Below are 12,423 nucleotides of genomic sequence, written 5' to 3'. Positions count from 1 at the left end.
CGTTCCGGGAGTCCCCGAACGCCCGGCCCGCAAGAGAGTTCGGGAAGAATTCCCCGAATCGGTACAGAGAATGACAAATCATGAAGCTTGGCGGCGGGAACGGTGCCGTCGGGGCCGCTGTGTGACGCTCCGCGTCCCCCGCGCGACACCGGCAACGCGATCAGCCGAAAAAGGCTGATGCTCGAACGAAGCCGCGCAGTTTCACGTGGAACGCCGGACATTTGCGGGAAGATCAAACCTTATTGGGCGTTCTCGAAGACGGACACCGCCACGACGGGCCTCCGCCACCCTCTTGCCATGCTTCTGCCACTTCCAGTCCCTGTCCCCTCATCGGGGGACAGCTCTTGACGTAGAACGGTCCGGATAGACTGGGCCGCCACTCCCACCCTGCCGCCCGACCCGCGAGGAGCCCCCGTGTTCAAGAAGGACAAGTCCCGCAGCCGCCGCCCGGCCGCCTCCCACGCCGAGGCCGTCCAGCACGTGGCGGAGGGCGGGGTCGCCATCTACTGGCGGCCCGGGTGCCCGTTCTGCGGCATGCTCGAGCGCGGACTCGGACCGGACGCCGAGCGCGCCATGTGGACCGACATCTGGGAGGACCGGGACGCCCTGGCCTTCGTGGAGTCCCTCAACGACGGCAACGCCACGGTGCCCACGGTGGTGACCCGCGACGAGCACTTCGTCGCGGCCTCCCCCGCCCAGGTCGCCGCCGCCAGAGGGCTGATCGCCGAGGCCGGCAAGGTCCTCTGAGAGCAGGCGGGCGGAACCCCCGGGCCGCCCACCCCTGTCTTCGACCTGTGAACGCTGATTAGGATGACAGTCCTGTTCACGTTCACCGGTGAAAGAGGACGATGATGTCCGAGCCCGCGGGGTCCCCCGTTCCACCCGGTTCGCAGACGTCCCTGCGCAACGCCAACCAGCGCCGGGTGCTCGACGCGGTGCGCCGTGACGGGCACCTGACCCAGGCGCAGATCTCCCGGCGCACCGCACTGGCGCCCTCGACGGTGTCCAGCATCGTCCACCAGCTGATCGGCGCCGGCCTGCTCGTCATGGAGACGGACGGCGCCGGCCGCCGGGGTCAGCGCATCGGCTTCCGGGGCTCGGCCGGCCACGTGGTCGGCATCGACGTGGGACACCGCCACGTCACGGTGGCCGTCGCGGACCTGAATCAGAGGATCCTCGCCCAGCGGCGTCACGAGCTGCCTGCCGAGCACCGCTTCGCCGAGGACCTCGAGCTGGTCGGCCGGACCCTCGACGCCCTCCTCCGGGAGCACGGCACGGCACGGTCCGGGCTGCTCGCCGCGGGCCTCACCCTCCCGGCCCCCGTGGACCTCGAGGGCCGGCTGGTCAGTGTGAGCGCGATCCTCCCGGCGTGGAGCGGGATCGACGTGCGCGAGGAGGCCGGCCGCCGGCTCGGACTGCCCGTCGTCGTCGAGAACGACGCCAACGCGGGCGCCCTGGGCGAGCACGCCTGGGGCGCCGGGCGCGGAGCGCAGCACATGGCCTACCTCAAGATCGGCCACGGCGTGGGCGCCGGTCTGATCCTCAACGGGTCCCTCTTCCGCGGCGCCACCGGGTCCGCCGGGGAGCTCGGCCACACGACCGTGGACGAGCACGGCCGGGTGTGCCGGTGCGGAAACCGCGGGTGCCTCGAGACCTACGTGTCCTCCGGGGACGTCACCGGCCTGCTGAGCACCACGCACGGGCCCGACCTGACCGTGCCCGATCTCGTGGCCGCGGCGCTCGCCGGCGACGTCGGCTGCGGGCGGGTCATCGGCGACACCGGCCGCCTGCTCGGCACGGCGGTGGCCAACCTGTGCAACACCATCAACCCGGAGCTCGTGGTCGTCGGCGGCGAGATCGCCCGGGCCGGCGAGCTGCTGCTCGGCCCGCTGCGCGAGGTCGTCTCCCGCCAGGGGGTCCGCGGCAGCGTGCGGGGCCTGCGGATCGAGACCGCCACGCTGGGCATCGAGGCGCACGTGGCGGGCGCGGTGATCCTCGCCCTGCAGCACGCGGAGCTGCCCGTCGGGGCCCTTCCGGCAGGATGACGCGCCGGACGACACCTGTCTTCGACTAATGGACATTCAGCGCACTGAGTTTTAGTGTGGATCGCGTCACACGAACCCTGCGGCGTCGGCGGGTGCGTCCGCCCCGGGGTGCGGCGGACGGCACGTCCCGGGCCCACGCCGTTTCCTCCACCAGCAGCCGATCTCCACCAGCAAGGGAGCTGTCCGATGAGCCAAGACGCCACGACCCCCAGGGTCGCGGAGCACCCGAACACCTCGGCGGTCCTCCGGATCACCATCGTCGCCGCCTTCGGCGGCTTCCTCTTCGGCTACGACTCCGCGGTCATCAACGGCGCGGTCTCGGCCATCCAGGAGGAGTTCGGGGTCGCTCCCGGACCGCTCGGCTTCGCCGTGGCCTCGGCCCTGCTCGGCGCCGCCGCAGGTGCGTTCTTCGGCGGCCGGGTCGCCGACGCCCTGGGCCGCGTCCCGGTGATGAAGATCGCCGCGGTCCTCTTCCTCGTCAGCGCGATCGGCTGCGGTGTGGTGGACAGCTTCGGCTGGCTGATCTTCTGGCGCGTCGTCGGGGGCATCGGCGTGGGTGTCGCCTCCGTCATCGCTCCCGCCTACATCGCCGAGGTCGCCCCGGCTTCCATCCGCGGCCGGCTCGGCTCGCTGCAGCAGATGGGCATCGTGCTCGGCATCTTCATCTCGCTGGCGGTGGACGCCTGGCTCGCCGCCATGGCCGGCGGCTCCACCCAGGAGCTGTGGCTCGGCCTGGAGGCCTGGCGGTGGATGTTCATGGCCGAGGCCATCCCGGCCATCGCCTATCTGATCGGCGCGTTCACGATCCCCGAGTCCCCCCGCTACCTGGTGGAGGACGGTCGCTCCGACGAGGCCGAGGCCGTGCTGGCCAATCTGCAGGGCTCCGCGTCGGCGGCCGAGCGGGTGCGCCTCATCAAGGAGACCCTCCGGATCGAGCACAAGCCCCGGCTGTCCGATCTAAAGGGACGGACGGCCGGTCTCAAGCCGATCGTGTGGGTGGGCATCGGCCTGGCCGCGCTGCAGCAGTTCGTGGGCATCAACGTGATCTTCTACTACTCGAACGTGCTCTGGCAGTCCGTGGGCTTCACCGAGGCCGACTCGTTCACCATCACGGTGATCACGTCCGTGGTCAACGTCGCCGTGACCATCGTGGCGATCGCGCTCGTCGAGAAGGTCGGCCGGCGCCGGCTCCTGCTCATCGGCTCGGCGGGCATGACCCTGTCCCTCGCCACCCTCGCCGTCCTGTTCGCCACGGCCGACGTGGTCGACGGCGCACCGGTGCTCGGCCCCACCGCCGGTCCCCTCGCCCTCGTGGCCGCCAACCTGTTCGTGGTCTTCTTCGGCGTCTCGTGGGGTCCCATGATGTGGGTCCTGCTGGGCGAGATGTTCCCGAACCGGATCCGCGGCGCCGCCCTGGCCGTGGCCGGATTCGTGCAGTGGATCGCCAACTGGCTGGTCACCGTGACCTTCCCGGCCCTGGCGGCCTTCTCCCTGGGCGTCGCGTACGGGCTCTACGCGTTCTTCGGGCTCGTCTCCCTGATCTTCACGATCAAGATGGTCCGCGAGACCACCGGCATCGAGCTCGAGGACATGCAGGACTGAGCACCGCGCAGGATCCACGACGGCGGCGGTGATCGTCCCCTCCGGGGGAGACCACCGCCGCCGTCGTCGTCGTGCCCGGGCCCGGGAGCGCACAGGGCACCGCGGGCGCTGTGCGTCCTTCTTTACTCCTCCGTGACCGCCAGGACACGGATCGCCGCCCGCATCGGGTATTTTCGGATGAACTGCGCCAGGCCCGGACCCCCGAGCCGGTTCCGGCCTGCCCAGCCCCACCGCTCCATTTTCAACGGCGAAAAGGACCCACGTTGACCCAGACCACTGCGGACCCCGCATCCCCCGCACAGACCACTGCCCGCAAGTCGGCGGGCCACGTCATCGTGGACACGCTCGTGGCGCACGGCGTGCAGCGCACCTACGTGGTGCCCGGCGAGTCCTACCTGGACGTGCTCGACGGTCTGCACCACTCGTCGATCGAGACGGTCGTCTGCCGCCACGAGGGCGGTGCGGCCTACATGGCCGAGGCCGACGGCAAGATGGGCCCCGTCCCGGGCGTGGCCATGGTGACCCGCGGCCCCGGCGCGGCCAACGCCCACGTGGGCCTGCACACCTCGTGGCAGGACTCCACCCCGATGGTGCTGTTCGTGGGCCTGATCCCGTTCGAGCACCGCGACAAGGAGGCGTTCCAGGAGTTCGACCCGCACGCGTGGTTCGACTCCGGGGCCAAGCGCGTGATGGTCCTCGACCACGCCGAGCGGGCCTCCGAGATCGTGGCCGAGGCGATGTTCGCCGCCAACTCCGGCCGCCCCGGCCCCGTGGTCGTGGGTCTGCCCGAGGACATCATCCGGGCCGAGATCGACGCGACCCTGCACCCGCCGATCCCCGTGGCCCACGGCGGGATGACGGTCAACGACTGGAAGGCGCTGCGCGACGCGCTCTCGACCGCGGAGAAGCCCCTGTTCGTGACCGGCGGCAACGACTGGACCGTCGAGGGTGCGGCCGGCCTCACGGACTGGCTCGAGGAGCACCACCTCCCGGCCGCGGCCGAGTGGCGCACCGAGGGCACCGTCCCGTTCGACTCGGACTCCTACGTGGGCCCGATCGGCTACGGCCGCCCGAAGGCGACCTTCGAGATGCTCGAGGAGACCGACCTGCTGGTCTTCGTGGGCACCGTCCCCGGCGACGTCATCACCAACGGGTTCCTGGTCCGCCAGGACTGGGAGAAGAAGAACTTCCTGGTCACCATCGACCCGTCCCTGCGCGGGCGCTCCGGGCCGGTGTCCTACCAGATCGTGGCCAAGCCCGACGTGTTCGTGCGCGACCTCGTGCGCATCGACCTGCCGGCCAAGCCGGCGTGGAAGGAGTGGACCGCCCGGCTGCGGGCGCAGCAGGTCGAGTTCTCCACCCCCGTGTCCACGGAGCCGTCCGGGGGCCGGGCCCGGATGGACACCATGATGGCCCATCTCGTGGCGGGTCTGCCCGACGACGCCATGTGCACCTTCGGCGCCGGTGAGCACACCAACTGGGCCCACCGCTACTTCCCCGCCAAGGGGTACGCCTCGATGATCTCGGCCCGCAACGGCTCCATGGGCTACTCGGTGCCCTCGGCCGTGGCGGCCTCGCTGCGCTTCCCGGGGCGTCGGGTGGTGACCATCGCCGGGGACGGGGAGTTCCTGATGAACGGGCAGGAGCTGGCCACCGCGGCCCAGTACGGGGCCACGCCGCTGGTGGTCGTGATGGACAACCAGGAGTACGGCACGATCCGCACCCACCAGGAGCGGGACTACCCGGACCGGGTCTCGGGCACGCAGCTGAAGAACCCGGACTTCGCCCTGATGGCCCAGGCCTTCGGCGGGTTCGGGGTGCGCGTGGAGACCGACGCCGAGATCCCCGGCGCGCTGCAGGCCGCCCTGAGGGCGATCGACGAGGAAGGGCAGTTCGCCCTGATCCACCTGATCGTGGAGCAGCGCGTCAAGGCCTACTGACCCGCGGGCCGTCCACCGCTCGTGCGGTGAGCGGAGCGGTGCCGCGTCCGGTCGGGACGCGGCACCGCCCCCGGTCCGCACGTCCCCGTCCCTGCGCCCTGTGGGGTGCAACGGCGGCGCTCAGCCGGCCAGCGAGTGCGCCAGCTCGTCCTCGCGCATCCGCCCGGCCCACAGGGCCACCAGCCCCAGCGCCGGGGTCAGCAGGGCCACGGTCCAGAAGATCACCGGCAGGGGCACCACCTGGGCCACGGGTCCCGCGACCGCCATCGACACCGGCATGAGGGCGATCGAGACGAAGAAGTCGAGGCTCGAGACCCGCCCCAACATGTGGCGCGGGACCCGGCGCTGCAGGAGAGTGCCCCACAGCACCATGCCCGCGCCGTCCCCGGCGCCCACGAAGGCCAGGCACAGCGCCATGACCCAGAACGAGTCGGTGGTCGCGACGAGACCGAAGGGCAGCGTCCCGAACCCCCACAGCACGATCATCCAGCTGAGATAGCGCCGCGGCAGGGGCAGCGACGCGACCACCAGGGAGGCCACCGCGCTGGCCCCGCCGTAGCACGCCAGCAGGTAGCCGAACGTGGAGGCGTCCCCGCCCAGCCGGTCCCGGACCAGGAACGGGACGAGGACCTCCAGGGGACCCAGCAGCAGGAAGACCGCGAGCACCGCCCACAGCAGGGTCCACAGCAGCCACGGGGTCCGCACCGTGTAGCTCACGCCCTCCATGAGGTCCTGCCGCACGGACCGCAGGGCGCCCACCGCCTCCCGCGGCGGGGACGGCTCCCCCGCGCCTGGATCCGTGTCCGCGCCGGCGTCCGCGCCGGCGTCCGCGCCGGCGTCCGAATCGGCGTCGTGGCCGGGCACGTGCAGGCGCAGCAGCAGTACGAGCGCGGCGGCGTGGCAGAGCGCGATCAGGGCGAGCGCGCCGCCGGGAGCGACCAGCCCGATGAGCAGACCCGCCACGGCCGGTCCCGCCGCCTGCTGCAGCAGCGGGCGCGCCGTGCCCTCCACCCCGTTGGCCGCGAGCAGCTGCCGGGCGGGCAGGATCCGGGGCAGCGAGGCCGAGTAGGCCGGATAGAAGAAGCCGAGACCCGCGCCGAACACGAACGCCGCCGCGGCGAGGTGCCCCATGCGCAGCCCGTCCGCCAGGGCCAGGACGGCGAGCGTCCCCGCCGTCAGGAGGTTGGCGGTCTCGACGAGGCGCAGCACCCGGGCCAGGGGGAGGCGGTCGGCCGCGATCCCGCCCACGAGCACGAAGACGAGCATGCCGAGCGCGCCCACCGCCGTCACGGCCGAGAGGTCCACGGCCGTGCCGTCCAGCTGCAGGACCTGGTGCACGAGGGCCACCGCCCACATCCCGGCGCCGAAGACGCTGCTGAACATCGCGAAGGCGAGCACACGGTACCGGCCGAGCCGGAACGGCTCCAGCGCGCGGGGCAGGGGCATGCCCCCAGTGTCCCCCCCGCGCGGGCTCCGGCGCACGGGCCGGTGCGGTGGTGGAGGCCGCGGATCCGTAGGACACTGGGGCGGTGCAGACCTTCCTCCCGTACCCGGACTTCGCCCGCTCGGCCCGCGTCCTCGACCGCAAGCGGCTGGGCAAGCAGCGGGTGGAGACCCTGCAGGTGCTGCGCGCGGCCACCGTGCCGGGCTACGGGTGGTACCGCCACCCGGCCACGGCGATGTGGTCCGGGCACGTGCCCGCACTGGTCGCCTACGGCCGCGCGATGGTCGACGAGTGGACGGCCCGCGGCGGGGCCGACAGCACGGGGTGGCAGATCCGCGAGTTCGCCCCCGAGGCCTGGGACCGCGCCCCCGACGACGACGTGGCGCCGCCGCCGCCCTGGCTGGGCGACGAGGCGTTCCACCGCTCGCACCGGTCGAACCTGCTGCGCAAGGACGAGGAGCTCTACCGCGCGGTCTTCCCCGGCGACCCCGCCGGCCTGGACTACGTGTGGCCCGTGCCCGCGGAGGGCCGCACGCCCCCCGCCGAGCCGCCGCACGGCCGGCGGGCGTGGGTCCTGGCGCCGGGCGCGCACGAGGCGGCGGGCGGCGCCGTCGTCGTGCCCTTCCGCGTCCCGGACGGCGTGCGGGAGAGCCACTGGGTGCAGGCGGTGGCCCGCGTCGAGGAGGAGCTGCGGGAGGGTGAGCCGGTGCTGCTGCTGCACGGGCCGCCCGGCCCGGAGCAGGTCGTGGAGCGGACGGTGCTGGGCGAGAACGTGCACCACGCCGTCGGCGGGTTCTCCCTCGAGCTCGAGCGCGGGGACCGGGTGCTGCGCCGCGACCTGCCCGCACCCGCCCGGCTGCAGTCCCCCCGCCCCGTCTTCGCGGTCCCCGCCGAGGCCGTCGGCGCGGATCCGGGCGCGCCGCGGGTTTAATCCGGCGTCACGCCCGTCCCAGGCACCAAACCGTGGGTAGCATGTCACCCACCGGCGCCCGGCGCGCCCGACCCCAGGAGGCGCGCATGCGAGCATCCCACGTCCCCACCACGGGCACCGTCACGGTCACCGACTGGCCCGATCCGCACGCCCGGGAACCCGGTCAGCTGGTGGTGCGCATGCTGCACGCCTCGATCTGCGGATCCGACCTGCACGCGGCCTTCCACGGCCTGCTCCACGCGGAGGGCCCGCGCCGCCCCGGCTACCCCGGCCACGAAGGGGTCGGGGTAGTGGTCGAGTCCCGCTCGGAGCGCGTCCCGGAGGGCACCCTGGTGCTGACGGTCCCCCAGGGCGAGATGGGCGGGTGCTTCGCGGAACTCCAGCTGCTGGACGACCTGCACGTCGTGGAGCTGCCCGCCGGCACGGACCCGAACGACTCCCTGCAGCTGCGGCGGCTCATGATGGCCCAGCAGTACGGCACGTGCCTCTACGCCATGCGCCAGTTCTGGCCCGTGGAGACGCCTGCCCGCCGGGCGCACACGTGCGTGGTGATGGGCGCGGGGTCCGCCGGGCTGTTCTTCGTGGAGGAGGCCCGCCGACTGGGCTTCGCGCACGTCGTCGCCTCCGACCTGGACACGGGCAGGCTCGAGGTCGCCCGCCGGCTGGGCGCCGTCCCCGTGCGGGTGCCGGAGGAGGATCTCGCCGCGGTCGTGGCCGAGGTCACCGGGGGCCGCGGCGCCGACCTCGTCATCGAGGCCGTGGGGCACGACGTGCTGCGCGACCAGGCCGTCGAGCTCGCGGCCGACCGGGGCATCGTCGGCTTCTTCGGCCTGCCGGAGCGGCACGGGCACACCGAGGTCCCGCTGTGGACGGCGTTCCGCAAGAACCTGCGGCTGCAGTGCTCCGTGGCGGCGCAGGCCGAGCCGGGGCTGACGTCCTTCCGCGAGGCCCTGCGGCGGATCTCCGAGGGCGAGATCGACGTGGAGCACTGTCTCGGGCCCGAGTTCCCCCTCGAGCGGATCGCGGAGGCCATGCAGCGGGCCGAGGAGCACCGGCCCGGGGACATCAAGCTGACGATCACCCCGTGACCACCCCACCCCGCTCCGTCACCGGGTCCCCGGCCGGCGACCGTCCCGGGCCGGCGGCCCCCGCGCTGCCGTCCGTCACCGCCACGACCGGGAGCTCGCTCGCCGTGCAGGTGATGGCCGCGGTGCGCCGGGCGATCACGGCGGGCGAGATGGAGCCCGGGCGCCTCTACTCGGTGCAGCAGCTGGCCTCCGCCATGGACGTCTCCCGCAGCCCGGTGCGGGAGGGCCTGCTGCGGCTGGGCGAGGCCGGGCTGATCCGGTTCCACCGCAACCGCGGCTTCGAGATCGTCGAGGTCAGTCCCGACGACGTCGCCGAGATCTTCGCGGTGCGCACCGCCCTGGAGGTCCCGGCCGCCCGCCGGGCCGCACGTCTCGCGGCGCCCGAGGAGCTGGACCGGATCCGGGCCCGGTGGGAGGCGCTGCACGAGGCGGCCGGGACCGGGGACCTCGAGGCCACCGCCGAGGCGGACGAGGGACTGCACCGTGCGCTGCTGCTCGTCGCCGGCAACGCCCAGGCCGTCCAGCTCGTGGAGCGGCTGCGCACCACCACGTCCTTCCTGGGCGTCGTCGCCGCCACGTCGCGGCGGCCCGTCGGGGAGCTCGCGCGCGAGCACGACGCGCTGGTCCGGGCCGTGCTCGCCCGGGACGAGGCGGAGGCGGCACGCGCCATGCGCGAGCACCTCGCCTCCACCGCGCAGCGGCTCGTCGCCCAGGCCCTGCGCGCCCAGCGCACACCCGAGGAGCGCCTCGAGGAACTCACCGCGCAGGTCTGGGGCGCCGCCGCCGCCGGGTACTGAGAGCCCGGCGGGTGAGCCGCCGGAGGCCGGGGATCCCGGCCGGCGGCCCGGGGCCCCCGGTCGCGGAGCAGTCGAATGCCCCGGTCCGCCGACGGACCGGGGCATTCCGCACGGCTGCCCGGGGGTGCATCCGTGCTCGTCGGAGCGGGGTCGGGGGGCTCCCGCCGACCAGGGAGACGCTAGGCGGCCCGCGTGACGGTGCCGCCAACGGGAGGTGAACGCGAGGTGCTCAGCCCTCGCCGTCCCCGCCCTCCCGCGGGAGACGCACCTGGAAGCGGCACCGGCCCTCCGGGTCCTCGCCCGCGCCGATCGTCCCCCCGTGGGCCGCGACGATCTCCCGACTGATGGCCAGGCCCAGCCCGGATCCGCCCGTGTCCCGGGTCCGGGAGTCGTCGAGCCGCACGAACCGCTCGAAGACCCGTTCCCGGTCCTCCGGCGCGATGCGGTCGCCGTCGTTGACCACGGTCACGACCGCCTCGTCCCCCTCGGCCACCAGGGAGACGGCGATCCAGGTGTCCGCGTGCCGCTCCGCGTTGGAGAGCAGGTTGCGGACCACCTGCTGGAGCCGGCTGGCGTCCCCGCGGACCCGCACGGGGTCCACGTGCACGCGCACCTCGTGCCGCGAGGCCGGCCGCATCCGGGCGATCTCCTCCCGGACCACCTCGTCCAGGTCGGTGTCCGCGGTGCGCAGCCGCAGCCCGGCGTCGTCGACCTTGGCGAGGGTCAGGAGGTCCTCCACGAGCTGGCCCATGCGGCGGGACTGGGACCTCAGGACGGGGGCGACCTCGGGCCACGTCGCCCCGGACGGGTCGGAGGCGGCCACCTCGATCGTGGTGGTGAGGGTGGCGAGCGGGCTGCGGAGCTCGTGGGAGGCGTCCGCCACGAACCGCCGCTGTGCCCGGTCGGAGGTCTGCAGCCGGTCCAGCATCCCGTTCATGGTCTCGGCGAGCGCCGCGATCTCGTCCCGGGTGGGGGGCACGTCGACCCGTTCCCCCAGGCGGGCCGTGCCGATGCGCCGGACCTGTCCGGTGATGCGGCGCACCGGGGCCAGGGAGCGGCCGACCAGGAACCACATGAGCGCGGCGCCGAGCAGCGCCAGCACCGGCCCGCCGACCAGCAGGAACAGGGACACGGTCTGGAGGGTGCCCTGCTGCAGCGCCATGGGCACGGCCACGGTGAGGGTCAGGGGCACCCCGTTGATGTACATGCCGTGAGCGACATACACGTGGTCGTCGGTCCTGAGCGCGAGCCCGTCCCCGGTCGCCGCGGAGTCGAAGGACCGCCCCGGCTCCAGGACCGGCACGGACAGGTCCGTGCCCAGCGCGCTGGCGGGGGACGCGGCCACCACCTGTCCGTCGGCGTCCTGGAGCTGCACGATGACCCCCGGGCGGCCGAGCCGCAGCATCAGCTCGCCGAGCCCGGCCTGCGTGAACACGGCCGTCTCCCCCGCCGCGCCCCCGGCGCTGCGCGGGCCCCACGGGAGCCCCAGGTCCTGGAGGATCTCCGTCTGCCGGGCCACGGCCTGGTCGTGGGCGGCCCCCACGGCCGCGCGGCTGAGGACCTCGAGCAGCACGGCTCCGGCCACGGCCATCACCAGGAGGATGAGCAGCGCCGCGGCGGCGGTGCTGCGCTCCCGCACCCCCCACCGGTCGAGGAGCCCCCTCCTGGCGGAGGTCACGACGCCGGCGCCCCGGGCTCGTCCGGGACCAGCCGGTAGCCCATGCCGCGGACCGTCTGCAGGGTGGAGAGGCCGAAGGGCGCGTCGATCTTCTTCCGGAGATAGCCCACGTAGACCTCGACGATGTTCTCGGAGCCCTCGAAGCCGGCGTCCCACGCGTTGTCCATGATCTCCAGCTTCGAGACGACCTTCTCCGCGTTCTGCATCAGGTACTGGAGGATGACGTACTCCTTCGCGGTGAGCTCGAGCGCCGTCCCCCGGCGGGTCACGGTCCGGCGGACGGGGTCGAGCTGCAGGGACCCGACCGTGAGCACCACGGGCCGCTCGGGCGCCCCCCGGCGGATGAGGGCGCGCAGCCGCGCCACGAGCACGAGGAAGCTGAAGGGCTTGGTGAGGTAGTCGTCGGCGCCGAGGTCGAAGGCGTCGGTCTGGTCGTACTCGCCGTCCTTGGCGGTGAGCATCAGGACGGGGACCCAGTTCTCGGCGGCGCGCAGCCCCTCGAGCACCGCGTAGCCGTTCCTGCCGGGCAGCATCAGGTCCAGGACCACGACGTCGTAGGGGTTCTCGCCGGCCAGCCACCCCCCGGTGATGCCGTCGTGGGCGACGTCGACGACGAAGCCCTCGTTCGTGAGCCCGCGGCGCAGCGACTCCGCGAGGTCCACCTCGTCCTCCACCAGCAGCACGCGCACGTGTCCTCCCGTTCTCCTCCGTGGGCGCGGCGGGATCCGCACCCCTCCAGTTTTCCGCACGCCGCCTGAGGATCCGATGAGGACGGCATCCCGGCCGGCACGGTCGTGCCCCTTCTCCCCAACCGGTGCACAACGTTGTCCACAGGTGTGGAGAACTGTGTGCACAGCTCGCTCTCCACAGCGTTATTAACAGCTGTGGAAGCCGCCCC

General features: G+C 73.3%; 10 protein-coding genes. 7 read left to right on the top strand and 3 right to left on the bottom strand.

Annotation, left to right across the window (positions count from 1 at the left end):
* Positions 1-414: 414 nt before the first annotated feature.
* From EQG70_RS00110 to EQG70_RS00095, 4 genes are all read left to right on the top strand, one after another.
* Positions 415-747: a glutaredoxin domain-containing protein gene (locus EQG70_RS00110; RefSeq protein ID WP_208746230.1), complete on the top strand. Its 333-nt coding sequence runs from the start codon at positions 415-417 to the stop codon at positions 745-747.
* 101 nt (positions 748-848) lie between these two features.
* Positions 849-2,045, top strand: a complete 1,197-nt coding sequence (locus tag EQG70_RS00105; RefSeq protein ID WP_244296608.1) for an ROK family transcriptional regulator — start codon at positions 849-851, stop codon at positions 2,043-2,045.
* A gap of 186 nt (positions 2,046-2,231) precedes the next feature.
* Positions 2,232-3,647 carry a sugar porter family MFS transporter gene (locus EQG70_RS00100; protein ID WP_017835090.1) on the top strand — a complete coding sequence of 472 codons (1,416 nt, stop codon included), beginning with the start codon at positions 2,232-2,234 and terminating at the stop codon, positions 3,645-3,647.
* A gap of 263 nt (positions 3,648-3,910) precedes the next feature.
* Positions 3,911-5,587: a thiamine pyrophosphate-dependent enzyme gene (locus EQG70_RS00095; protein WP_109268890.1), complete on the top strand. Its 1,677-nt coding sequence runs from the start codon at positions 3,911-3,913 to the stop codon at positions 5,585-5,587.
* 120 nt (positions 5,588-5,707) lie between these two features.
* Here EQG70_RS00095 and EQG70_RS00090 read toward each other — a convergent pair whose 3' ends face one another.
* Positions 5,708-7,033 carry an MFS transporter gene (locus tag EQG70_RS00090; RefSeq protein WP_109268891.1) on the bottom strand — a complete coding sequence of 442 codons (1,326 nt, stop codon included), beginning with the start codon at positions 7,031-7,033 and terminating at the stop codon, positions 5,708-5,710.
* An 83-nt stretch (positions 7,034-7,116) separates the two neighbouring features.
* Here EQG70_RS00090 and EQG70_RS18380 point away from each other — a divergent pair, with 83 nt between their 5' ends.
* The 3 genes from EQG70_RS18380 to EQG70_RS00075 all read left to right on the top strand — a co-directional run bounded on the left by EQG70_RS18380 (position 7,117) and on the right by EQG70_RS00075 (position 9,847).
* Positions 7,117-7,962 (top strand): MSMEG_6728 family protein, encoded by an 846-nt coding sequence (locus EQG70_RS18380; RefSeq protein ID WP_109268892.1) that lies wholly within the window; start codon positions 7,117-7,119, stop codon positions 7,960-7,962.
* A gap of 86 nt (positions 7,963-8,048) precedes the next feature.
* Entirely contained in the window at positions 8,049-9,050 is a 1,002-nt protein-coding gene (locus tag EQG70_RS00080) for a zinc-binding dehydrogenase (RefSeq protein WP_109268893.1), read from the top strand.
* A complete protein-coding gene (locus tag EQG70_RS00075; RefSeq protein ID WP_017835085.1) occupies positions 9,047-9,847 on the top strand; it encodes a GntR family transcriptional regulator in 801 nt (266 codons plus the stop codon). Before EQG70_RS00080 ends, EQG70_RS00075 begins: the two co-directional genes overlap by 4 nt.
* 229 nt (positions 9,848-10,076) lie before the next feature.
* Here the strand turns inward: EQG70_RS00075 and EQG70_RS00070 are convergent, their stop codons facing one another.
* The gene (locus tag EQG70_RS00070; protein ID WP_126349595.1) at positions 10,077-11,525 is read right to left on the bottom strand and encodes a sensor histidine kinase; all 1,449 of its coding nucleotides are present in this window, start codon (positions 11,523-11,525) and stop codon (positions 10,077-10,079) included.
* Positions 11,522-12,214, bottom strand: coding sequence for a response regulator transcription factor (locus EQG70_RS00065; RefSeq protein WP_017835083.1), 693 nt, complete (start codon positions 12,212-12,214; stop codon positions 11,522-11,524). Before EQG70_RS00065 ends, EQG70_RS00070 begins: the two co-directional genes overlap by 4 nt.
* Positions 12,215-12,423: the final 209 nt, after the last annotated feature.

Origin of the sequence: Kocuria rosea (genome assembly GCF_006094695.1) — a bacterium.
GTDB lineage: Bacteria > Actinomycetota > Actinomycetes > Actinomycetales > Micrococcaceae > Kocuria > Kocuria rosea.
Note: the sequence above shows the minus strand (reverse complement) of the source record. Positions and strands in the feature narration are given on the sequence as shown.